This is a genomic window from Neobacillus niacini, assembly GCF_030817595.1.
Classification (GTDB): Bacteria; Bacillota; Bacilli; order Bacillales; family Cytobacillaceae; genus Neobacillus; species Neobacillus niacini_G.
In genome coordinates, this window is record NZ_JAUSZN010000001.1 from 4,117,671 (window position 1) to 4,142,411 (window position 24,741).

The following is a 24,741-nucleotide window of genomic DNA, read 5'->3' on the forward strand; positions in this document are numbered from 1 at the left end:
TTTATATAATAATATAAACGTTATCCGCTTCGACTTCCACTTGATAGGTTTTAACTTGCCCTTCGTCTGGTGCCTGTACCTTTCCGTCTACCAAGGAAATCTTCCAATCATACACTGGGCAGAAAACATATTCACCGCTTACTAGCCCTTCCGTTAAGACTCCGCCTTTTGGATGTGGACTTCGATTTTCAATACCGTATACCTTACCATTTGTTACTTTAAATAAGGCGACTTCCTCATCATTCATTTTTACGGAATATCCGGACCTAACTTGAAGGTCAGAATAATTAGCAACTAGAGTACGAGTTTTTGTTTCGATCATTTATTATCACTCTCCAGCCTTAACAGTGTGTTTTGTGTAGTATTTATCTTTAATTTCTTCACTTTCAATTGCCTCGTTCCAAGGCTCAATGTATTTCTTTAACGTTTGATCCATACGCTCATTTAATTCTTTTCTAGTTTCTGCGTTTGCTAGGACTTCCTTTACATGCTCTAAACCAACACGCTCTACCCACTTGGAAGTACGCTCTAAGTAATTTGCTGTTTCACGATAGTATTGTAGGTACGCTCCGGTCATTTCCATTACATCCGCTTCTGTTTTCACTGTAGCTAAAAGGTCACCTGCACGAAGGTCTACACCCCCATTACCGGCCACATAAATTTCCCAGCCGCCATCGATTCCAACAAAACCGATATCCTTAATTCCAGCCTCTGAACAGTTTCTAGGGCATGCTGACACACCCATTTTTACTTTATGAGGAGTATCAAGACGTTCAAATTTCTTCTCTAGTTCAATTCCCAATGACATAGAATCCTGGGTTCCGTAGCGGCAGAACTGTGCTCCCACACAAGTTTTGACAGTGCGAAGTGTTTTTCCATATGCATAGCCGGATGGCATGTCCAGCTCTTCCCACATGCTAGGAAGGTCTTCTTTTTTGACTCCGAACAAGCCAATCCGCTGTCCTCCAGTTAGTTTTACAAGTGGAACCTCATACTTTTCAGCGACTTCGGCAATCTTTTTCAAGTCGGCAGCAGTTGTTACACCTCCATACATTCTTGGTACAACTGAGTATGTTCCATCCTTTTGGATATTGGCGTGCATTTTTTCATTTACAAGACGGGAGTCACGGTCATCCTTATACTCATCCATGTGAATCATACCTAGATAGTAGTTAATCGCAGGACGGCATTTCGTACAGCCTTCCTCGTTATTCCATTCTAGAACGTTCATCACTTCTTTAAGACTCGTTAAGCCCTTTTCTTTAATTTCAGCAACCAACTCTTCACGGCTGATGGTTGTACATCCGCAAATGCTCGTTTTCTGCGCAGCGGATGCGTCAAATTGATCACCTAGTGTATAAGCTAGAATGTCATTTACCATTGGCTTACAGCGCCCGCAAGAACGTCCGGCATTCGTGCAGTGACTTACTTGATCAAGAGTTGTCAGACCTTGTGTTTTAATTACTTCAACAATGGCTCCTTTTGTCACGCCATTACAGCCGCACACCAATTCATCATTCGGCATGGAAGCTATATCACCGCTACCGCCTTCAGCCGAACATTGCGATTCAAAAATGGAGATTCCTGTGATATCTTCCTTTTTTGAAAGCATTCGGAACAATCTAGTGCTATCTTTGGTATCACCATAAAGGACAATGCCCACAATCCTATTATCACGGACTAAAACCCGCTTATAGATCCCTTCGTATTCGTTATAGACCATAATTGATTTTGTTGTACCATCTTCAAAGATCTCACCTGCTGAGTAAAGGTCTACTCCAGCTACTTTAAGTTGCGTTCCAGTTACGGAGCCTTCATATGGTGCAGCTTCTTTCCCACAAATTCTTTCAGCAAGGATTTTCCCTTGTTCGTATAAAGGTGCTACTAGGCCGTAAACAATTTCTCTGTGCTCGGCACACTCACCTACTGCATACACATTTGGTGCACTTGTTTCCATAAAATCATTAACAACAATTCCACGATTTACATAAATTCCGCTTTCTTTCGCAACCATGGTGTTAGACTTGATCCCAATGGCCATTACAACAAGGTCCGCTCTTGCAAAAGATCCATCTTTAAAGCGAAGACCCGCAACACGCTCATCACCGATAATTTCAACTGTCTCTTTTTCCATCAAAAATCTCATGCCTTGAGATTCAAGCTCTGTTTTTAGGAGACTAGAAGCAATTGGATCTAACTGGCGCTCCATTAGACTTGGTATTAAGTGTACAACATCAACCTGCATCCCAAGGTTCAGTAATCCTCGCGCTGCTTCAAGTCCAAGGAGCCCGCCTCCAATTACGACTGCCTTTTTATAGTTTTCAGCTGACTTGATCATCATTTCACAATCTTTTATATCACGAAAACCGGTAACACCGATCTTGTCGGCACCTGGAATCGGCAGAATGAACGAGTTCGAACCTGTAGCAATAATTAAGTCATCATACTCTACTTCACGCCCCTGGTCGGAAATGACCTTCTTTGCTGCTATATCAATCTTCGTTACTGCTTCTCCTGTGAATAACTGAATATTATTTTCTTTATACCAGTTTAGTGGATTAATAATGATTTCTTCGAAGCTTGTATCACCTTGAAGAATATTTGATAATTTTATGCGATTGTAGTTAGGATGTGGTTCTTGTCCAAAAATAGTTATTTCAAATTGATTTGGTGAGAGTTTAAGAATTTCCTCAATCGTTCTAACCCCCGCCATCCCGTTTCCAATCATAACTAGTTTTTTCATGTTGGATCGCTCCTTATATGGTTTTATCTATGAATTTACGTTATTTAAGTTTTTCTCTATAGGTACATTGTAAATGCTTAGGTCTTGAAAAATTGTGAGGTACATCACAAATCATAACGATTTGTGAACTATTTCACATAATTGTCATAAAGTAAGGGATGAATTGTTTAGTTGAAGAATTTGGGACACCTTATTGAGGGTTTTGAACGCTTTTTAAGGTGTTTTGTACATTTTTCAAAATGTTTTGTACATTTAGACATTTTTTTCCATAAACTCAACAAACAAAAACCCCTTCTCTACAAAGAAGAGGTAAAAAATGTAATATTAATACATCATGTTGAAAGATGTTTATATCGACTATATCAGCAAGGTTAGGCTGCCACGTCTCTACGTGTAAAAAGGAGCCAGGAAATCAGATTGAACACGAGAAAATAGACAGCGAGCACTCCGATGGAAAAGGACAATGTCATTCCCTCTTGGAAAGGATGTCCGTTCAGGTACTGGGTGAGATCCGTGTTGGCGAACAACAGGTACTTGCTCCAATCAAACCGCTGCAGTGCCTCCAAAACAATATTACCCGCAAACAAGGCACCGATGGAAAACCCGATTGCCATCGCGCTGCTTCGGAAGGCGGACGATATCGTAAAGGCCATGGTTACGTACATGACCGTAGATACTCCGTTAAGCATATACGTTTTCCACAGATTGAGGACCATATTCCTTTCGACGATTTCCCCCTCCGCAGTCATACTGATCAATGGGAGATCCATGTATCCAAAGCCGTATAGAATTCCATTCACCACGATGGAAATGACAAACAGAGTGAGTAACAACAGCATGCCGAACAACAGAAAAGAGATATACTTTGAGACAAGAATCTTGACCCTGCTAGCAGGCCTGATGAGCAGAAGCTTGATCGTGCCGGACGAAAATTCTCCCGCCAAGCTGTCTCCCGCAATGATGATGGTGAAAATAGTAATCACGATCATCATGCCTGCCGAACCGTTCACGCCATCCCACATTGTGCCGTCCGTTGAGCGAATATTCTGCTCCAAGTGATAGTCGTTAATGGCAATCCGCTCCTGGTAGAACATTCGATCATCTTCACCCAGATCTGGCTGCTTCAGAATTTCGCTATATAGCTGATTCTCCTGCTGCAGTGCTGCCCTCCAGCCCTCGCCTTGCGCCTTTTTCCCATCGGAATGCCATTCAATGAAATTGACAAAAAGTACGAAAGCTGCCATTAGTCCGACCAGAATCCACGTTCGCACCCGCCGGTAAATCTTCATATTTTCATTGAGTACTAGATTAACCAATTTGTCTACCTCCCGTAATTTCCAAGAATCGTTCTTCTAGAGACTGGCTAACCATCTGCACGCCATAAATACGAATATGATTCTTCATTAGCCCGGCTAGAATGTCCGGGATGCGTTCCCGCTCAGTGGTAACTTCGACGAGCCCATCTTGAATCAGTTTGACCTCCTGGACTCCATCCATCTGTCTGATGGTCACCAGTGCCTGTTCCGGTGGCTGCGCTTGGATTAGATACGTTTGAGGTTGATCGTTCTCGCGGGTAAATTCTTGAATTGGCATTACCTCGACCAGCTTGCCCCGCTGAAGGATAGCAACCCTGTCACACATAAGCTCCATTTCGGACAACAGATGGCTGGAGACAACTACGCTGATTCCTTCTGTACGGGTCAAATACCGCAAATAATCGCGCAGCTCGCGAATCCCAGCCGGATCAAGACCATTCGTAGGTTCATCCAGAATGAGCAGTGACGGCCGGTGCAGCAGTGCTTGGGCCACTCCCAGACGCTGGCGCATGCCGAGTGAGTATTTTTTGACTTTGTCATGGATGCGGTTTTCTAGCTTGACTAGCGAAACCACTTCGTCAATCCGTTCCTTGGTTACCCCCGGTACCATTCGGGCGTAGTGAACGAGGTTTTGGTACCCGCTCAGATACTTGTACATTTCTGGACTTTCCACGATGGCGCCGACGTGACGGATTGCTTGCTCGAATTCGGTTTTGATATTTTTACCCTTTATCAATATCTGGCCCTTCGTGATTGACATCAGTCCGACGATCATGCGGATAGTTGTTGTTTTACCGGCCCCATTCGGACCAAGAAAACCGAAAATTTCACCTTTAGGTACGTTAAATGTAAGATCGTCGATGATGGTAGTTCGGCCGATTCGTTTGGTCACATGACTCAAGCTGATGATAGGTTCGTTACTCATACATTTTCCTCCGTTAATGAAGATTTGGACATTTCGTCCTTTTGTTCACCATATAAAATATCCCTACTCTGTAAGGTCTTCATCACTTTTGAGATTCACAAAGCAAGATAGGAATTCCCAAAAGCAAAAACTATTTTTTATCAATTTGACTCTAACACATAATTTATTGTTTTACAATAAATAATTATTGATTATTATAATAAATATATTGTTAAGAAATATTCCATTTCAATATAGATACGGAAAAAGCACTTCTCTGTCAGACAGGGAAATGCTTTTTACTTTAATTGTGCAACGAACCTGCACCACTATTTTCAACATTTAATTTATTACCCCGTATCTTTGATCGGTTTTCAAACGTTTATAGATTGAAGAGATATTTAGAAGGGGGAGTTGTAAATGACTCTGACTATTCTAGGTTTATATACGTCAAAACTTGAAGAAATATTTCAGACTAAAGCAGTAATAAACAATACTCCATAGTCACGATTACTTCGTTCACACACTATATATACTTTACCTATAAAAGTTTAGGGGTAAATTATAATTAATAATTGGTCATTTAGGGGAGGGATTTTAATGACCGTCAATATTTTGTTCTTTACCATTATGGTCAAAAAGCGAGAAATAAGTATTGAAGAAGCTATCCACCAAGAAGTCGTTGAAAAAATGTATGAGAAGAATAAAGTTCAGCGAATTTCTATGTATGATTATATCTAACGCTTTTACTATTGCAGCACATTTTTATAAAATATAACCTAGGTTGTCGGACGTTAACATTGGGTAACGTCCGACAAATGCTGGTGTCTTTTTATACCTTTTTCATCTCGATTATTTAAATTATCACTATTTAAAAAGCCCAATTCATATGAATTGGGCTTAAAAAATTGATATTAATACATTTCAGATGTTGTCTTAGCTTGCATATGAAGCAATAGGTAGTCTGGACCGCCTGCTTTGGAGTCCGTACCAGACATGTTGAAGCCGCCAAACGGCTGATAACCAACGATCGCCCCCGTACATGAACGGTTGAAATAGAGGTTACCAACGTGGAAGTCTTCACGAGCCTGCTCTAGGTGTTCGCGATTAGTTGTGATAACCGCACCCGTTAAGCCATACTCGGTATTGTTGGCAATTTCAATTGCTTCAGTAAAGTTCTTCGCCTTCGTAAAACCAACTACTGGACCAAAAATCTCTTCCTGCATGATGCGTGCATCTGGAGCAAGGTCTGCAATTATAGTTGGCTTAATGAAATAGCCTTTTGAATTGTCTCCTTCGCCGCCAGTCATTAACTTACCTTCTTGCTTGCCAATTTCAACATATTCCATGATTTTCTTGAAAGCATTGTTGTCGTTAACTGGTCCCATGAAAGTTCCTTGCTCAGTTGGGTCACCTACAGTTAATTCGTTGGTTAATTCAACAACACGGTTTAAAACCGTATCATAAACATCCTCAACGATTACTGCACGAGAACATGCTGAACATTTTTGACCAGAGAAGCCAAATGCGCCAGCAACAATTGATTGTGCAGCCAACTCTAAATCTGCTTCTGAGTCAACCACAATTGTATCTTTACCGCCCATTTCAGCAATCAAACGTTTCATCCAAACTTGACCTGGATTCACTTTAGAAGAACGTTCGAAAATACGCAGCCCAACGTCACGTGAACCAGTGAAGCTGATAAAACGAGTATCTTTATGGTCTACTAAGTAGTCGCCCACTTCAGCACCACTTCCCGGTACGAAGTTTAATACACCTTTAGGCAGACCTGCCTCTTCCATTACTTCAACGAATTTCGCTGCAACAATTGGAGTCGTAGAAGCTGGTTTTAATAGAACAGTATTACCTGTAACAATCGCTGCTACAGTGGTACCTGCCATAATCGCTAATGGGAAATTCCAAGGTGAAATGATAATACCTACACCAAGTGGAATATAGTTATAACGGTTAAATTCGTTTGGACGGCTATTAACGGGAACCCCATCTTTAAGTGCCAGCATTTGGCGGCCATAATATTCAAGGAAATCTATTGCTTCTGCTGTATCTGCATCCGCTTCCTTCCATGGTTTACCTGCCTCCTTTGTTAAAAGAGCAGAGAATTCATGCTTACGGCGGCGAATAATGGTGGCTGCTTTAAATAAAACATCTGCACGAACTTCAGCTTTCACTTTTTTCCACGTTTTAAACGCTTCCACAGCTGCCTGCATTGCTTGTTCTGCAAGATCTCTGCTAGCTTTTGAAACCGTGCCAATTACTTCTTCTTTATTTGATGGATTATAAGAAACGATTTTATCTTCTGTTGTAATTTTTTCTCCACCGATTACAAGTGGGTAATCTTTGCCTAAATAACTCTCAACTGTCTTAATTCCGTTAAGGTATGCTTGGCGGTTTTCTTCAATTGAAAAGTCTGTGAATGGTTCATGCTTATAAGGTTGTACCATGTCTTAAAACCTCCTATGTAGTAAAAACATTCATCCTCGTACATTCTAACATGTTTCTTTTACACGTATCAATGGATAGCCATGAAGTCATATTTTTGCAAAAAAAAGACCTGGCGTTACTTTAACCGAACTATCATTCAAAAAGGATAATTTTTAATTTTTTTTAAATGTTCCTTTTAATTCACTTAAGACTCATGTATACTAAAACCAAATTGAATAGAAATAACTAGGGGAGTCCAATGAGGTGGGCTGAGAGAGAAACACGTTGAAGTTTCTTGACCCTTTGGACCTGATCTAGATCATACTAGCGTGGGGAAGTTAGAAAAATCATCATGTATTGAATAAACTTCTACTTACAAAGCCGGTCCATCCTTTTTGGACTCGGCTTTTTTATGTACTTCATTACTTTCCATCCACTCGTTTTGTTCTAGATCTCGACCTTTAATTTTAAAAACAGGGAGAGATTTACTCTATGTCAACCACTTCATTAAACGAAAAACGCATTTCCATCATGTCTAGCTTTTCAGGTAGTAAAAAAGTTTATGTTGAAGGCTCAAGGCCTGATATTAAGGTGCCAATGCGTGAGATTGAACTCAGTCCGACAACAGGCACATTTGGCGAAGAAGAAAATCCACCAGTTCGTGTTTACGATACAAGCGGACCTTATACAGACGCTAATTATTTGGTTGATATTACAAAAGGTCTCCCCGCTCTGCGAAGCACTTGGATTCATGAACGAGGGGATGTTGAGGAATACGACGGGAGAGAAATAAAGGCTGAAGACAATGGATATAAGGATGAAAATGATCCTCGTGCCAATCATAACTTGTTCCCCGGTTTAAAGCGTAAACCTTTACGTGCAAAAAAAGGGAAAAATGTTACACAGCTTCATTATGCAAGGATGGGCATTATCACCCCTGAGATGGAATTTATCGCTTTAAGAGAAAATATGAAACCTGAATTTGTGCGTGCAGAAGTTGCAAAAGGGCGAGCAATTATTCCTTCTAATATCAATCATCCAGAGGCAGAGCCTATGATTATAGGACGTAATTTCCATGTTAAAATCAACGCAAATATTGGGAATTCTGCGGTTTCATCATCAATCGAAGAAGAAGTTGAAAAAATGACATGGGCAACACGGTGGGGTGCGGATAATATTATGGACCTATCAACAGGTAAAAACATTCACACCACAAGGGAATGGATTATTCGTAATTCAGCTGTTCCTGTTGGAACCGTTCCTATCTACCAAGCGCTTGAAAAAGTAAATGGTGTTGCCGAAGATCTAACATGGGAGGTTTATCGTGATACATTAATTGAACAAGCCGAGCAAGGCGTGGATTACTTCACCATTCATGCTGGTGTTCTTTTACGATATGTGCCGTTAACAGCAAAGCGTTTAACAGGTATTGTATCCCGAGGTGGGTCAATTATGGCACAATGGTGTCTTCACCACCATAAAGAAAATTTTTTATATACTCATTTTGAAGAAATCTGTGAAATCATGAAAACATATGATGTTGCATTCTCTTTAGGAGATGGGTTACGTCCTGGTTCTATTGCTGATGCCAATGATGAAGCACAATTTGCGGAATTAGAAACTCTAGGAGAACTAACAAAAATTGCTTGGGAGCATGATGTACAGGTAATGGTTGAAGGTCCAGGACACGTACCTATGCACCTTATAAAAGAAAACATGGACAAACAACTGGAGATTTGTAAGGAAGCTCCTTTCTATACTCTAGGCCCACTTACAACTGACATAGCTCCTGGCTATGATCATATTACATCTGCGATTGGTGCAGCCATGATTGGTTGGTACGGTACGGCTATGCTTTGTTATGTAACACCAAAAGAACATTTAGGTTTACCAAACCGAGATGATGTACGTGAAGGTGTTATAACTTATAAAATAGCTGCACATGCTGCTGATTTAGCAAAAGGACATCCGGGCGCATACAAGAGAGATGATGCCTTATCAAAAGCTCGTTTCGAATTCCGTTGGAGAGATCAGTTTAATTTATCGTTGGACCCTGAACGAGCTTTGGAATATCATGATGAGACGTTACCTGCAGAAGGTTCAAAAACGGCACATTTCTGTTCAATGTGTGGACCAAAGTTTTGCAGCATGAGAATCTCTCAAGATATTCGTAATTACGCGAAAGAAAACAAGCTTAATACGAATGAAGCTATCGAAAAGGGTATGAAGGAAAAAGCTACAGAGTTTAAACAATCTGGGGGTAACATTTATCAATAGAACAAAAGGACAATACATATTAGTCGTACTAAAATATGTATTGTCCTTTATTTATAAAGAATTTTTGATAGTTTTCGCCAGGTTAATATATATGCACAAACGGTTCGGCCTCATTTGCTTTACGGACGATTAATGCCTCTGGTCCGTCAACAGAGGTCACACTTACCGAAACCGATATATAATTTGGAAAATGCTCAAGAACAAGCCCTGTTACATATTGAGTAAACCCAATTGCCTCGGATTTTCCATAGAACTGAATTGGAATGGTAATATCCAAATCAGTAAATTGATCACCAATATAGAAGGCGCGGCCAATTACACCATTAAAGTTTGGAAAATACTCTTCCACATCCTGCTTAAAGTTCAAAAATGCAGTTACATCATCACGGTGTGCCTCTTGTGCCTCAGTAGATGGAAATAGGAAATATTTTTCATTTACTGGCTCCCAGGTATTAATTGTTGAGCTTCCTTTATCAACATTGGTGTAGGTAAAAAAGGTGCCAGGCACTACAGATGATTTGCTTTGCTGCTCAAATAAACCAATGGTAATCGGAACATCCTTTAAATTTTTCATGGTTCGCAGACGCTTAAGGACCTCTTCGGCAATCTTTTTCCCTTCCCGTTCCATTTCAGCAAACTCAATCTTCCGCTCAAAGTAGGGTTCACCTACTGCAGTACGAAAATAATGGACAGAATTTAATGCTAGTCCAATCACGACACCGCCCAATTTGACCGTATCGTTTTCTCCTTTGATTAGATAATCATGCTCTAAGATATGAGCTAAATAAATCGGACTATTATTATTCCCTTGCTGAAAATCTGCACCGTCCTCCATAAGCGGGTTTAAACCAATGTTTTCTTCTTCCTTTAATCCCTCTGCACTTAATTGTGCCGGTGTAAATTTTCGGTTTAACCACAATCTAACCGTATTACGCTTTAACTCTTGTCCTTCACGGAACAAATAGGTTTTAGGATCGAATTGATGCTGAGCAATCCTCATCAATCCTGTTTCAAATTCATTAATGTCATATCGAGTATTAATATTTCCAACTATTAATCCGCGTGCTTCCCCAGGCTCGAACGGTAAAATCGTCCGATAATAGTTGTCGGAAATATTATATTTCGGAATAATTGCTTTCTCATCCGCCTTTTCTTTTGTTTGGACAACATTCTCCTGCTTTTGAAAGTTCGGTGCACATCCACTAAGCAGTAAGAAAAGGGAAAGAGCGAGCAATGAAAGTTTTTTCACTTTGATTACACCTCTTATTTATTTAATTCTACCAAGAGCTTCTCCTCGTCCCACACTTCAATTCCCAGCTCCTCGGCCTTGGTAAGCTTCGAACCAGCATCTTCACCAGCAATAACAAGATGTGTTTTTTTGCTGACACTTCCAGATACATTTCCTCCAAGGGCTTCGATCTTCTCCTTGGCTTCATTTCTAGAGAGTTGTTCCAGTTTCCCAGTCAGAACAACTGTTTTCCCTGCAAAGATACTGTTAGATTCTTCTACAGAAACTGGTTTTGCCCCTTTATATGCCATATTAACTCCTGCAGAAGCAAGTTCCTTTATCAGTTCCATTGCCTCTTCCTGGTCGAAAAATGCCACAATAGAATCTGCCATTTTATCGCCAATTTCATTGATCGCAATCAGGTCTTCTTTTTGTGCAGCAGCTAGTTTGTCCATCGTATCAAAGCTTTGCGCAAGTGTTTTTGCAGCTTTTGCACCAACATGTCGTATACCGAGACCAAATAATAGCTTTTCTAATGAATTAGTTTTAGATGATTCAATCGCTTTTAACAGATTTGTAACTGATTTTTCACCCATTCTTTCTAAGGCTATTAACTGTTCATAGGTTAGTTTATAAATATCAGCAACATCCGAGATCAATTTTTCCGCAAAAAGCTGGCTGATTACTTTTTCCCCTAGACCCTCAATATTCATCGCATCACGAGATACAAAGTGAATCAAACCTTCACGGATTTGCGCCGGGCATTTAGGATTAATACAACGTAACGCCACTTCCCCTTCAAGTCGGACAAGTTCGCTTTCACACTCCGGACAATGTGTAGGCATTTGGAAATCACGTTCATCCCCAGTACGTTGTTCTGCCAATACATTGACCACTTCTGGAATGATGTCTCCAGCTTTTTTAACCACGACTTGGTCGCCAATCTTAATATCCTTTTCGCGAATTAAGTCTTCATTATGCAAAGAAGCACGTCCAACGGTGGTACCAGCTACCTTAACCGGCTTAAGTATTGCCGTTGGTGTAACAACACCGGTCCTGCCAACACTTAATTCAATATCTAATAGAGTTGTCACGACTTCTTCGGCAGGGAATTTATAGGCAATCGCCCAGCGTGGACTTTTTGCCGTTGTTCCAAGTTTACTCTGGTGCTCGTAGGAATCTACCTTTATAACAATGCCATCTATTTCATATGGTAAAAGTGGGCGCTTATCGACCCAGCTACTAACATACTCGATTACCTCGTTTATTGTCGGGCACTTTCGACGCTCTTTATTTGTTTTAAAACCAAGATGATCTAGGTAATCTAACCCTTCGCTATGGGATGCTGCATTTATATCGCCGCCGCCGATTCCATATAGAAAAACATCAAGATTCCTTGTTGCAGCAATTTTCGGATCCAGCTGTCTTAATGAGCCTGCTGCTGCATTTCTTGGATTTGCAGCTAGCTCTTCACCGCGTTCTTCCTTTGCTTTATTTAACGCTTCAAAGGAACGCTTCGGCATATAAGCTTCACCGCGAACCTCTAATGTTGCATTTTCACGCAAGCGGAGAGGGATGGATTTGATGGTTTTTAAATTTGCTGTAATATCCTCACCAATGGTCCCGTCTCCTCTTGTTGCTCCTTGAATAAACAAGCCATTTTCATAGCGCAAAGAGACAGCGAGGCCATCAATCTTTAATTCACAAACATAGGAGACATCATCTCCGACAGCCTGACGAACACGGCGGTCGAAATCTTTTAAATCCTGTTCCTTAAAGGCATTACCCAAGCTTAGCATTGGTGTTCGGTGCTCTACCTTTTCAAATAAGTCCAGCACATCGCCGCCAACACGCACAGATGGTGAATCTGGCGTTTTTAATTCTGGGAATTTTGCCTCTAACTCTAAGAGTTCCTGCATTAAACGATCATATTCTGCATCAGGTACTGAAGGTTGATCAAGCACGTAATATTCGTAGCCATATTGATTTAATAGGCTTCTTAGTTCATTGATTTTCAGTTCCGCTGTTTGAAGGTCCATACATCCAGCCCTTTCATTGTAAAATAATACGAGAATAGCCCCATAACAGGGGCAATTCTTTTTATACTTAGGCCGTGTTGAATTTCGCTCCTGTCACTTCGCTTTCCACGGGCGGTGCGGGGAGCCTCCTCATCGCTAAAGCGCCTGCGGGGTCTCCCCTACCCCGTCCTCCCGCAGGAGTCTTCGTGCCTTCCGCGAAAATCAACACTGAGCTTATTAACTCCTATACTTTTTTTGTAATGGGAGCAAATTTAGCCAGCAGGCGTTTAATTCCAGTCGGGCTTGGGAAGGCAATGTCGAGCTCTGTTCCTTCGCCTTCTCCCTTCACACTTACTACTGTTCCAATTCCCCATTTACCATGTTCAGCTTTATCGCCGACTTTCCAACCGACAGTATCCCCGCCAGTAGAAGCGGCTATAGGTCTCATAACTGGTTTTCTAGTAACTGGTGTACCGAAGGATGTTCCGTTTGTACCAGATGTGCTTCGTCCAAAAGAGGTTCCGGTTGATCCAGAGGCGCTTCGTCCAAGAGATGTTCCACCTCTTGATCCAAACGTAGTATTCCTACGTTCCTCTTTTTCCACGCCTTCTAAGAGTTCCTCAGGAATTTCACGGATAAACCGGGATGCAGGGTTCATGCTTGTGCGCCCAAACAATGTTCTCATCTGAGCATTTGTCAGGAATAAAGTCTGCTCCGCTCTAGTAATTCCTACGTATGCTAAGCGGCGTTCTTCCTCCATCTCAGCTTCTTCCATTAATGAACGGCTGTGAGGGAATACCCCTTCTTCCAATCCAATTAAAAAGACAACCGGAAATTCTAATCCTTTTGCAGAGTGCAAGGTCATAAGAGTAATCGAGTCTGTTTTTTCACCGTCTTCATCCAACGAATCAATATCAGCAACTAATGCCAAATCCGTTAAAAAAGCTACTAAGCTCTTATCTTCATTCACTTCTTCAAAATTCTTCGTTACAGATAATAATTCGTCTAAGTTCTCCAGTCTGCTTTGGGCTTCGATTGACTTCTCTGCCTTCAGCATTTCACGATAACCAGACTTATCTAAAATATCCTCAACCAGTTCCGTTACAGATAAAAACTCTTGCATTTGCGTATAGTTTTTAATTAAATCTCTAAATTCCCTGGCACCCTTGGTGATTTTCGGACTTAATCCTAGCAGCTCAACAGAATCCAGCGCTTCAAAAATAGATATATCGTGCATTGCCGCGAAGTTCGCCATTTTATCTACTGAGCTAGATCCGATTCCACGTTTTGGCACGTTAATAATTCGCTGTAGACTAATATCATCATCATTATTAGCAATGAGCCTTAAATAAGCAAGCATGTCCTTGATTTCTTTTCTGTCATAGAACTTGGTACCGCCGACAATGCTGTATTCAATATTTGATTTTAACAGCACTTCCTCCATTACACGGGACTGAGCATTAGTCCGGTAAAGGATCGCAACGTCCGAAAGTTTGTACTTGCCTTCGCGTGTTAATTCTTTAATTTTTCCCGCAACGAACTGTGCTTCTCCTTGCTCACTATCTGCACGATAATAAACGAGTTTATTACCTTCTGGATTTTCCGTCCAAAGATTCTTAGCTTTTCGGGTTACATTATTTTCGATAACCTTATTCGCTGCTAGAAGAATCCTTTTTGTAGAACGGTAGTTTTGCTCAAGTAAAATGACTTTTGCATCCGGATAATCTTTTTCAAAAGAAAGGATATTAGCAATATCCGCTCCACGCCAGCGATAAATCGACTGGTCAGAATCCCCGACTACGCATAGGTTCTTAAAACGGTTTGCAAGAAACTTGACTAGCATATACTGTGCTCTGTTTGTATCCTGATACTCATCGACGTGAATGTATTGAAACTTTCGCTGATAATATTCAAGCACCTCTGGTACACGCTGGAACAATTGGATCGTCATCATAATTAAGTCATCAAAGTCGAGTGCTTGATTTTTTCGCAATCGTTTTTGATATTCAGTATATACATCGCTTACGGTTTGTTCAAAATAGCCTCCAGCCGTTTTTGCATATTCTTCCGGATCAATTAACTCATTTTTTGCCGAGCTGATCGCGCCTAAAATCGCACGCGGATCATATTTTTTAGGATCAAGGTTCTTATCCTTAAGGATTCCTTTCACCACGGATTGCTGGTCACCTGTATCCAAAATCGTAAAGTTACGGTTAAAGCCCATTCTGTCAATGTCTCTGCGCAGTATTCTCACACACATCGAGTGAAACGTGGAAATCCAAATTTCTTCGGCAGCTCCGCCCATCATTTTTCCGATACGTTCTCTCATTTCACGGGCAGCTTTATTTGTAAAGGTAATCGCTAAAATGTTATAAGGATTTACGCGTTTTTCAACAATTAAATAAGCAATACGATGCGTTAGTACTCTCGTTTTACCACTACCCGCACCAGCCATAAGTAAAAGCGGGCCGTCCGTTGCTTTTACTGCATTTTGTTGTTCTGGGTTTAAGCCATTTAAAAGCTTTTCTGATAAGTATTGCAATTCCTTCACCACCATACCAAACGTTTGTTCTTATTTTAACTCTTTCTATCCAATTAAGCAAATTTTCATCGAATACTTTTTACTGTTGCTAAAGCTTGTTCGATATCATCATAAATGGCGTTTCCAACCACAATGACATCCGCATGCTCAGCCATTTCGGCTGCTTGTTGAAGCGTTGAAATTCCCCCGCCATAAAACAGGACCGTTTCCTCAAGGGTTTTCTTAACTTCAGCTACCACTTCTACATCTCCATATCTGCCGCTATATTCAAGATAAAAGATTGGTAAATGAAACATTTTCTCTGCCATCATCGCATACGCCTTTACTTCTTCTGTTGAAGCATTTGCATTGGCAGACGTCAATTTTGCGGCTTTGCATTCTTGGTTCAAAATGCAGTAGCCTTCCATGACGATTTCTTCCCAATCCATAATTTCACCAAATTCTTTAACTGCCTGATGGTGCAGTCCAGTGATCCACTTTGTATCATTGCTATTTAAAATTGTCGGAATAAAATAAAGGTCAAATCCAGGGGTAACTACATCAATACTTGAAACTTCGAGGACACAAGGAACGGTGTAGCGGCGAATTCGCGCCATTAGATCAAGGACTTTTTCCAAGGTTACCCCATCTGTACCTCCAACCATTACCGCGTCTGTTCCAGATTCGCATATTCTTTCTAACTGTTCATCACTTATCTCTTTATTTGGATCGAGTTTAAACACATGGCGCCACTCGCGAAAATCGTACATCCCAAGATCCTCCCATTCGTTCTTACATTACACCATTATAGCATTAGCTCATTCGATTAAAAAAGAAAACACTAAATTACTTAATAGAAAATCTACCCATATAAAAAACCGAAGAGCATGCTCTTCGGTTTGGATTATTTCTCTTCGGTTACGTTTTCTGTTTTGATTCGCTCTAATACCATTTCATACGTATCATTACCGAAGTTCAAGCAGCGCTTCACACGAGAGATAGTTGCTGTGCTCGCACCTGTTTCAGTCTCAATTTTATGATAGGTATTTCCTTCACGCAGCATTCTTGCTACATCTAAACGTTGTGCCAATGATTGAATTTCATTAATGGTACATAAATCATCAAAGAAGCGATAGCATTCTTCAAGGTCCTTCAGTGAAAGAACAGCTTGGAATAATTGGTCAAGCTCTTTTCCACGTAACTTATTAATTTGCATGTATTTTACCCCTTTAAGTAGTTAAGATTATTTTACATTAAATGAAACACTTGATTGGAGTCCAGGATTCGACGGAACCACGTTGACCCAAGTCTTTCCTTGAACAAATGGAACAATTTCTCCATCTTTTATTGGAACAATTAATCCATTATCATTTTTCCATTCCACTTTCATTACCTTTCCCTTTTGCAGTAAGTAACCAGATCCCCCTGATTGTAGATCAATTTCCTTATGCGCAACGTCATCAATGACTTGATGAGAAGTCTCAATAATAAACAAATTATCTAACAGAATCGGTTTTTTTGACTCATAATCTATGGTTTGATCCCCATCAGAGAAGCGCTTGTATTTTCCAATTGATTCATCATACTCGTAGGTGGAATTGAAAACCCCGGTAGAAGAATATGAAATCATTACTGAACTCGCTTCGTCCCCGGTAACTGATTTACTATCATCCTCTGATAAAAATTGAAACTCAGGCGGAGACTGATTCATCGAGTATTTCTTTTCCTTGGCACCTTTTAAGACATTCTCATACGTAATATAGGAATTATGAGGTGCATCACGGAAGCTGGCTCTTTTAAACAATGTACCCTCATAGACCATACCATTTAAATTATCAACAAAGTCACTTTCGAGCAATTCTCTTGCCTCTTCACTATAGCCGTGTGCGATAAAAAGAGCATCCAGACCTTTTGCCAGATCAACGTAATAGTCCCTCGCACTTCGAACGGGACCCATATTATCTGGTTTTTCACTTTGGAAAACAGCAAGGAATCGAGTAACATCACCCTCTGCTAGAAGTTCATATACAACATCCGCTTTGTTCAAGCCAGATTGAGGTCTCGCTTTTGGATGATTATTAATCATAACCGCCACTGCTCTTCCATCTGTCTCAGTCTCTGAACCCACCCCTGTTAATGGGTAGTGAAAAGGGAGTTCATTCTCTACCTCTTCCTGTATCACTTCTTCAACTTCTTCTTTTTGAGGCTGTTTTGGTCCATTAGTCTTTTCTTTATCGGTACAACCGGAGAGCAATAAAAGAACTGCTGTTACGGCAACAGCCCATTTCTTCATTTTCTTATAACACTCCTATCGTCTTTTCTTGGAAGCGGTTTAATCCGTTTAATTACTTTTATAGTTTAACGCATTATCGACGGAAAGAGAACAGTTTTGTTCATTACATCGTACATACCCTGTTGGGTGATTCGTATATAGGGTAAATGAGTAGCCGAAAAGAATAATAAACTGTACACCGGATCTGAGAAGGAATACCCACGATACTTTAATTCAACAAGTAATTTCTTTTCTTCGTTCATTAGTTCCTTAATCGGAAGATTTGACATAATTCCGTTCAGTTTTAATGGAATCTCACATACCACTTTCTCTTCCTCGACCATGACAATACCGCCGCCTAACTCCTTCATCCTCTCGAAGGCAGTAAGCATATCACGTTTATTTTTTCCAATTAAGATAATGTCACCTGTATTGGAAAATGAACTTGCCAGTGCAGATAGATTTGAAGCAAATCCTTTTAATAATGTATTGATCCTCCACTTGCCATTCCTGTCTAACAGAGAAAAGAAACACTCATCATGGTCTTTTGACAATTCATCACATGAGGCATCAATGGCAATGGAGTACGGCTTCGTAATAACCGAATTCTCCATCTTAATTCCAAATGGCATTGAAAATTGTAAATCGTCAATACTTAGGTTCCAGTCCAGTTCCATTGGTTTAAGACCATAATCATCCCAATTAATTGAGTGATAAGCCTCAACCACTTGCCCGTCGCGTTTTACCCACTTACCTTTTGCCAGCACAGAATGAGGTGTCGGGTCCTCAATACTGGAAAGGAAGTTGATATTTGCAACACGGCCAGTTGCAATATTACCATGTAAATGGTCAATATTGTAATAACGCGCAATATTCACCGTAGCCATGTTATAGGCATCAATTACTGGTACACCTTTTTCAATGGCAATCCGAATCATTTGGTCGGTGATACCTTGTTCATAAAATGTCGATGTTGAGCCATCTGTGTTAAACATTAAACGATCATAGGCTTGAATTCCTAAACGTTTCATATCATCAAGCAAATCTGGCAGATCAGGACGAATGGAGGAATATCTCAATGAAACCATATATCCCTGCATTAAGCGGTCATATACTTCTTCACCTGTCATGGCTTCATGGTCACTATCTGCCCCTAACAGAATCATTTTTGCTAATGTTTTCTCTGAAGCACCAGGAAAATGTCCTTCAATTTTTTTGTTCAACCGTTTTGTCTCTTGAATCCAATGCAGCATCATATCATCGCCGTCTAACAATTTAGGCCAGCCAGTCAATTCACCGCCTTGGAGAACAGCGTCATGCTCTAACCATGATTTAATATTGCTATGTGAAAAAACATCTTCCTCATTTAAGATTTCCGTTTGCGGATCAAACCGGCACCACCAATACATAGTAGTCGGGATGGAACGTAAGTCCTTTAATAAAGAAAACGCTTCCTTTTTCTTCAAATGCATAATCAATGACATATTGTCATTGATTATTGTCGTTGTTCCAAATTGTGATGCATAGGCCGCCAGAGTATGGGGATTATATAATTGATAAGGATGGGCATGTGGCTCGATATACCCTGGAACCAGAATTTCATTTGTACAGTCAATGATTTCACAGTTTTCCAATTTCGGCGGTAAATTCTCGCCAACATATACAATCCGATCTTCATATATCCAAATATTCGCGCGCATCCACTGGCGAAATGTCTGATTTAAATATAAGGCGTTTTTTAATAAAATGGTTGGTGAAGTTTTTCCATCTAAAACGGATACATGCATGCGTAAATGTTTATTTTTCCATCGATAACGTTGATCGAGCATACGATACCCTCCCTTTCTCAGAAGCTATTTATCTAGTAAGAATGTTGATTTATAAGTAAAGAAAGCCCTTACAAATTTTAGTGTATATCTATACTATCATATTTTATTGTTTAACGCATTAAAGAATTGGATAATTGCTGTAAAAATATCGTGAAGGAGTGAACAATGTGAACGTTACTAAAAATATCGGAATCCTGAATGCATTAATAAGGATTACAATTGGGCTTACCATCCTTTCTTGGAGTACAGCTAAAATGGTGAAGTTTCCTTGGAGAGATTCCTATTTATTTATTGCCATTTGTGGCGCAATGAAAGTGGCAGAGGGAATAGTCCGTTTTTGCCCTGTGACCGCGCTATTTGAAAGATATCAGGAAATGGAACAGGAAAAACCATTGGCTCTCGATGATGGGTCAAATAATGGCGAAGTTGATGAGGTACTCCCATATAACCCAACTTAATTAATTACTCTATAATTAATAAGGAATTTCAGATAAATTTATGCTATTCGTGCCCTTATTCTTGAATTATTGAAAGTTTACGGGAACGTATAGTCGCTATTCGTGCCCTTCACCTTGATTTTTTGGAGTTTACGGTAACGAATAGCAGAAAAACACAAAAAGTTAGGGCTGACCGTGGTTGGCCAGCCCTTGAAAGGAAGGTAATCTATCATGTTTTGGGAATATTTATTAGACATGTCGTTTGTACTTATCAGCTTAATCGGCAGCATAGTTGCTCTTTTATTTGTATTTATCCGCCGCTCTAACAGAAGACGCGCCCGATAGCCTTGAAGCCGATATCCCTTCGATAAAAAACTCCGTCACAGGATAATTTTTCAAGCTCTCGGTAGACATTATCTTGCGCTTCCTTTAAAGTCATGGCCTTCGCACCGACTAAGAGAACTCTGCCTCCAGCAGTTTCAAATTCACCAAGTGTATTTTTATTTGTTCCTGCATGGAAGGTATAGACTTCTTTCGAGAAATCCGTTAAGCCTTTAAGAACAGCACCTTTTTCATAAGTTTCTGGATACCCTTTTGCTGCGACAACAACTCCAACCATCGACTGTTCATCCCAAACTAACTCAGGGGTGCCGCCGGCTAATACATCTAATATAGTCTGGACTAAATCAGATTTTAACCTTGGTAAGATTACTTGTGTTTCCGGGTCGCCAAAGCGGGCATTAAACTCAATTACCTTTGGCCCTTTTTCACTCGCAATTAAGCCTGCATATAGAATACCACAGAAGCTTCTTCCTTCTTGAACCATTGCTTTTGCCGAAGGCTTAAGGATCGTTTCAATTGCCGTTTCAACTGTCTCATTGGCGATATGAGGGACAGGTGAGTATGCACCCATTCCTCCTGTATTAGGACCGTTATCACCATCATAGGCACGTTTATGGTCTTGGGCGATTTCTAGCGGTATAACCACTTCCCCATTCACAAACGCCATTAGTGAAAATTCCTCACCGCTCAAAAACTCCTCAATAACTACCCTTGCGGAAGCTTCACCAAATTTTTGGCCAACGAGCATTTCTTCCGTACTTTGTAATGCCTCTTCTAGTGTTAATGCTACTGTAACGCCTTTTCCTGCTGCTAATCCGTCAGCTTTGATTACGATAGGAGCGCCTTTTTCTTCAATATATTTCTTTGCTTCCTCGTAGTTGGTGAATACAGCATAGTCAGCAGTAGGGATATCATATTTTCTCATGATTTCCTTTGCGAACGATTTACTTCCTTCGATTTCGGCTGCTAGTCGTCGCGGTCCAAACACAGCAAGACCTTCGACCTCAAATTTATCTGCTAACCCTTCAAGCAAAGGAACTTCTGGTCCGATAATGGTTAAACCAATTCCTTGTTCCGTCGCGAATTGAATAAGTTGTTCATGGTTACTTTCGTCGATCGCAACACGTTCTGCGACATCTTCCATCCCATGGTTACCAGGAGCGACAAATACTTTTTCTACAAGCGTGCTTTCACTTACCTTTCGGCACAGTGCATGTTCTCTTCCGCCTCGACCAACAATTAGAACCTTCATCCATCTCACCTCATTTTAATGTTTAAAATGTCTTACTCCGGTAAAGACCATAGCAATTCCATATTCATCCGCTTTTTTAATGGAATCTTCGTCACGGATGGAACCGCCAGGCTGAATGATTGCCGTAATTCCGGCTTTTGCTGCGGCTTCGACGGTATCATCCATAGGGAAAAAGGCATCAGAGGCGAGTGCTGCACCTGCAGCTTTTTCACCTGCTTGTTTTAAGGCGATTTCAGCCGCACCTACCCGGTTCATTTGACCTGCACCAATTCCAATTGTCATATCCTCTTTCGTCACGACAATTGCATTCGATTTCACATGCTTTACTACCTTCCAGCCGAGCTTTAATGCTTCCCACTCTTGCTCAGTTGGCTGTCTTTTTGTTGGTACAGAGATTGTAGCATTTTCTAATGTAAAGCGATCTTGTTCCTGAAGAAGCAGTCCACCTTCGATGGTTGTCAACTTCATCTCTGGCTTTTTTGCTCCTGAAAATGGAATTGTTAATAAACGTAGGTTCTTCTTCGCAGTTAAGATCGTTAATGCTTCCTCAGAGAAAGATGGAGCAATAATGATTTCTAAGAAAATCTCATGAAGCTTGTGAGCTGTCTGGGCATCCACTTCACTATTAAAAGCAATAATTCCGCCAAAAATAGAAACAGGATCTGCAGCAAATGCTTTTTCAAACGCGGTAAAACTGTTAGCACCTGTTCCAATACCGCATGGATTCATATGTTTTACAGCAACTGCGGCAGGCTCTGTAAATTCTTTCACAATCTGCAGGGCAGCATCCGCATCGTTAATATTATTATAAGAAAGCTCTTTTCCATGAAGCTGCTCTGCATTAGCAATGGAAAACGTCGAACCTAGTGGCTTTTTATAAAAAGCAGCTTTTTGATGTGGATTTTCCCCATAACGGAGCGATTGCTTCAGCTCGTATGTAACGGTTAATTTTTCAGGTGTTTCTTCCTGCGCAAGGTCAGTCATATATTCAGCGATTAAAGCGTCATATGCTGCCGTGTGGCGGAAAACCTTTGCCGCCAACTTTCTACGGGTTTCAAGCGTTGTTTTACCCTCTGCCTTTAATTCTTCAATTACCTTAGAATAGTCAACGGGGTCTACGACTACTGTTACATATTGATGATTTTTTGCTGAAGCACGTAACATCGTTGGACCGCCGATATCAATATTTTCGATTGCGTCTTCAGTAGTTACATCTGGCTTTGCGATGGTTTGTTGAAAAGGATAAAGGTTAACACAAACAATTTGAATAGGGTCAATGCGATGTTCTTGAAGCTGTTTTTGGTGTTGTTCGTCATCATGTTTCGCTAGTAAGCCCCCATGAATGAACGGATTTAACGTTTTAACACGTCCTTCTAATATTTCTGGAAAACCAGTAACATCACTTACTCCGAGAACAGGAACACCTTGTTCTTGCAGTGCTTTTTTCGTTCCGCCCGTTGAAATAATTTCAAAACCTAAGCTGACTAATTCTTTAGCAAATTCAAGAATACCATTTTTATCAGAAACACTAATAAGTGCGCGCTTTTTCGTCATGTTGAACTTCCCCTCTCGTTAACAGCATTTGCAGGATAGATGGATATAACTTATGTTCGATATTTTGTATTTTCTTTTGCAGACTCTCTCTTGTTTCCTTTTCACTAAGGCGGACGCGTTCCTGGACGATGATCGGTCCAGTGTCCATTCCTTCATCAACGTAGTGAATGGTAACGCCGCTCCATTCCGCTTTCGCAGCCAATGCTTGACCAATAGCGTCTTTACCAGGAAAGTCCGGAAGAAGCGAAGGATGGATATTAACAATTCGTCCAGCATATTCGCCGAGTAATGTTGGACCAATCAGCCTCATATAACCGGCCAGAACGATAAACTCGACGCCATAGCTTGCTAATTTCTCCAAAATAGCACTTTCATAAGCTTCCTTGGAACTATATTCCTTCGGGCTAAAAGCAAAAGTTGGGATTCGAGCGGAATTGGCACGCCGGACCGCATAGGCATCCGGCTTGTCACAAACGAGGATTGCGATGTCCGCTTCAAGTTCTCCCGATTTCACTACGTCAATAATCGCCTGAAAATTGCTTCCGCTTCCTGATGCAAAAACAGCAATCTTTTTCATCGGCGGCCACCAATACTAATGCCTTCTTCTGCCGTTACAACACCGATTTCATAGGCAGTTTCTCCGCATTGTTTTAAATGATCCATGAGGTCAGCCGCGATATCCTTATCAACTGCAATGACCATGCCGATACCCATATTAAAGATATTATACATTTCCTGCTGGTCGATTTGACCAACAGTTGTAATTAAATTGAAAATCGGCGGGATGTCCCAGCTTTTTTCAAAGATGGCTGCTCCAAGTCCATTAGGAAGCATCCGAGGGATATTTTCAATAAAACCGCCTCCGGTAATATGAGCCATCCCTTTTAAGTTGAACTTTTTCAACGCAGATAGAATCGGCTTTACATAGATTTTCGTTGGTTTTAATAATTCTTCTCCTAAGGTGCGGCCAAGCTCGTCAACATATTCCGTTAACGCCCAATTGTTAAACACCTTTCTTACGAGTGAATAACCATTGCTGTGGATTCCGCTCGATGCTAATCCGATTAACACATCACCAGCCTGAATGGTTTCCCCTGTAATCAATTGGCTTTTTTCACAAGCTCCAACCGTAAAGCCAGCAAGATCATACTCATTTTCACTATATAAACCAGGCATTTCCGCTGTTTCTCCTCCGATAAGAGCACAGCCAGCCTGCTCACATCCATCCGCAATGCCCTTGACAATGGCTTCAATCTTTTCAGGCTTGGCTTTTCCGGTAGCAATATAGTCTAAAAAGAACAATGGTTCTGCGCCTTGAACAACGATATCGTTGACACACATTGCTACTGCGTCAATGCCAATCGTTTCATGCTGATCCATCCAAAAGGCAATCATCAGCTTGGTACCAACGCCATCTGTTCCTGATACAAGAACTGGTTCTTTCAAATTCAGTGACGATAGATCAAACATACCACCGAAGCCTCCGAGGCCACCTATTACGCCAGCTCGGGCTGTTTTTTGTACATGCTTTTTCATTCTCTCTACAGCCTCGTAGCCTGCTTCGATGTTTACGCCTGCCTGTGTATAAGCATTCGCCATGATGTTC

Annotated in this window: 20 protein-coding genes and 1 riboswitch; of the genes, 4 read left to right on the forward strand and 16 right to left on the reverse strand. The window is 40.8% G+C overall.

The annotated features are described in order from the left end of the window. Position 1 precedes the first annotated feature (1 nt). The 4 genes from nirD to QFZ31_RS19505 all read right to left on the reverse strand — a co-directional run bounded on the left by nirD (position 2) and on the right by QFZ31_RS19505 (position 4,984). Positions 2-322 carry a nitrite reductase small subunit NirD gene (gene nirD, locus QFZ31_RS19490; RefSeq protein ID WP_179603091.1) on the reverse strand — a complete coding sequence of 107 codons (321 nt, stop codon included), beginning with the start codon at positions 320-322 and terminating at the stop codon, positions 2-4. A gap of 6 nt (positions 323-328) precedes the next feature. Next, positions 329-2,743 (reverse strand): nitrite reductase large subunit NirB, encoded by a 2,415-nt coding sequence (nirB, locus tag QFZ31_RS19495; RefSeq protein ID WP_307306015.1) that lies wholly within the window; start codon positions 2,741-2,743, stop codon positions 329-331. Between the two features lie 371 nt (positions 2,744-3,114). Continuing rightward, complete coding sequence (locus tag QFZ31_RS19500; RefSeq protein WP_307306020.1) at positions 3,115-4,059, reverse strand: ABC transporter permease; 945 nt, start codon at positions 4,057-4,059, stop codon at positions 3,115-3,117. After that, entirely contained in the window at positions 4,052-4,984 is a 933-nt protein-coding gene (locus QFZ31_RS19505; protein ID WP_307306022.1) for an ABC transporter ATP-binding protein, read from the reverse strand. Before QFZ31_RS19505 ends, QFZ31_RS19500 begins: the two co-directional genes overlap by 8 nt. A 579-nt stretch (positions 4,985-5,563) precedes the next feature. On the opposite strand from QFZ31_RS19505, the gene QFZ31_RS19510 reads away from it, so the two are divergent. Further along, positions 5,564-5,704, forward strand: coding sequence for a YrzI family small protein (locus tag QFZ31_RS19510; protein ID WP_307306023.1), 141 nt, complete (start codon positions 5,564-5,566; stop codon positions 5,702-5,704). Between the two features lie 173 nt (positions 5,705-5,877). Here QFZ31_RS19510 and pruA read toward each other — a convergent pair whose 3' ends face one another. After that, a complete protein-coding gene (pruA, locus tag QFZ31_RS19515; RefSeq protein ID WP_307306024.1) occupies positions 5,878-7,425 on the reverse strand; it encodes an L-glutamate gamma-semialdehyde dehydrogenase in 1,548 nt (515 codons plus the stop codon). Positions 7,426-7,643: 218 nt separating this feature from the next. Continuing rightward, a riboswitch (TPP riboswitch) is annotated at positions 7,644-7,758 on the forward strand. Between the two features lie 139 nt (positions 7,759-7,897). Here pruA and thiC point away from each other — a divergent pair. Further along, positions 7,898-9,682 carry a phosphomethylpyrimidine synthase ThiC gene (thiC, locus tag QFZ31_RS19520; RefSeq protein WP_307306025.1) on the forward strand — a complete coding sequence of 595 codons (1,785 nt, stop codon included), beginning with the start codon at positions 7,898-7,900 and terminating at the stop codon, positions 9,680-9,682. Positions 9,683-9,764: 82 nt separating this feature from the next. Here the strand turns inward: thiC and QFZ31_RS19525 are convergent, their stop codons facing one another. From QFZ31_RS19525 to QFZ31_RS19555, 7 genes are all read right to left on the reverse strand, one after another. After that, complete coding sequence (locus tag QFZ31_RS19525) at positions 9,765-10,931, reverse strand: CamS family sex pheromone protein (protein ID WP_307306027.1); 1,167 nt, start codon at positions 10,929-10,931, stop codon at positions 9,765-9,767. 14 nt (positions 10,932-10,945) lie between these two features. Next, positions 10,946-12,949 (reverse strand): NAD-dependent DNA ligase LigA, encoded by a 2,004-nt coding sequence (ligA, locus tag QFZ31_RS19530; protein ID WP_307306030.1) that lies wholly within the window; start codon positions 12,947-12,949, stop codon positions 10,946-10,948. Positions 12,950-13,172: 223 nt separating this feature from the next. Further along, positions 13,173-15,470, reverse strand: coding sequence for a DNA helicase PcrA (gene pcrA, locus QFZ31_RS19535; RefSeq protein WP_307306031.1), 2,298 nt, complete (start codon positions 15,468-15,470; stop codon positions 13,173-13,175). 65 nt (positions 15,471-15,535) lie between these two features. Next, positions 15,536-16,219 carry a heptaprenylglyceryl phosphate synthase gene (locus tag QFZ31_RS19540; protein WP_307306033.1) on the reverse strand — a complete coding sequence of 228 codons (684 nt, stop codon included), beginning with the start codon at positions 16,217-16,219 and terminating at the stop codon, positions 15,536-15,538. Positions 16,220-16,353: 134 nt separating this feature from the next. Next, positions 16,354-16,665 carry a YerC/YecD family TrpR-related protein gene (locus QFZ31_RS19545; protein WP_179603101.1) on the reverse strand — a complete coding sequence of 104 codons (312 nt, stop codon included), beginning with the start codon at positions 16,663-16,665 and terminating at the stop codon, positions 16,354-16,356. Between the two features lie 27 nt (positions 16,666-16,692). Continuing rightward, the gene (locus QFZ31_RS19550; protein WP_307306040.1) at positions 16,693-17,742 is read right to left on the reverse strand and encodes a DUF3048 domain-containing protein; all 1,050 of its coding nucleotides are present in this window, start codon (positions 17,740-17,742) and stop codon (positions 16,693-16,695) included. Between the two features lie 65 nt (positions 17,743-17,807). Beyond that, positions 17,808-19,550 carry an adenine deaminase C-terminal domain-containing protein gene (locus QFZ31_RS19555; RefSeq protein WP_307306042.1) on the reverse strand — a complete coding sequence of 581 codons (1,743 nt, stop codon included), beginning with the start codon at positions 19,548-19,550 and terminating at the stop codon, positions 17,808-17,810. Positions 19,551-19,717: 167 nt separating this feature from the next. Here QFZ31_RS19555 and QFZ31_RS19560 point away from each other — a divergent pair, with 167 nt between their 5' ends. Together QFZ31_RS19560 and QFZ31_RS33855 are read left to right on the forward strand one after the other, a co-directional pair. Continuing rightward, positions 19,718-20,008, forward strand: coding sequence for a DUF2892 domain-containing protein (locus QFZ31_RS19560; RefSeq protein ID WP_307306045.1), 291 nt, complete (start codon positions 19,718-19,720; stop codon positions 20,006-20,008). 234 nt (positions 20,009-20,242) lie between these two features. Beyond that, complete coding sequence (locus QFZ31_RS33855) at positions 20,243-20,332, forward strand: EYxxD motif small membrane protein (protein ID WP_373459867.1); 90 nt, start codon at positions 20,243-20,245, stop codon at positions 20,330-20,332. Here the strand turns inward: QFZ31_RS33855 and purD are convergent. The 4 genes from purD to purM are packed head-to-tail and all read right to left on the reverse strand — an operon-like array spanning position 20,310 to position 24,734. Then, the gene (gene purD, locus QFZ31_RS19565) at positions 20,310-21,581 is read right to left on the reverse strand and encodes a phosphoribosylamine--glycine ligase (RefSeq protein WP_307306046.1); all 1,272 of its coding nucleotides are present in this window, start codon (positions 21,579-21,581) and stop codon (positions 20,310-20,312) included. The two genes, QFZ31_RS33855 and purD, sit on opposite strands and share 23 nt — an antisense overlap. Positions 21,582-21,596: 15 nt before the next feature. Further along, positions 21,597-23,135 carry a bifunctional phosphoribosylaminoimidazolecarboxamide formyltransferase/IMP cyclohydrolase gene (gene purH / locus QFZ31_RS19570; protein WP_307306049.1) on the reverse strand — a complete coding sequence of 513 codons (1,539 nt, stop codon included), beginning with the start codon at positions 23,133-23,135 and terminating at the stop codon, positions 21,597-21,599. Next, a complete protein-coding gene (gene purN / locus QFZ31_RS19575) occupies positions 23,110-23,712 on the reverse strand; it encodes a phosphoribosylglycinamide formyltransferase (RefSeq protein ID WP_307306052.1) in 603 nt (200 codons plus the stop codon). Before purN ends, purH begins: the two co-directional genes overlap by 26 nt. Then, positions 23,709-24,734, reverse strand: a complete 1,026-nt coding sequence (gene purM / locus QFZ31_RS19580; protein ID WP_307306057.1) for a phosphoribosylformylglycinamidine cyclo-ligase — start codon at positions 24,732-24,734, stop codon at positions 23,709-23,711. The genes purN and purM overlap by 4 nt, the downstream gene beginning before the upstream one ends. Positions 24,735-24,741: the final 7 nt, after the last annotated feature.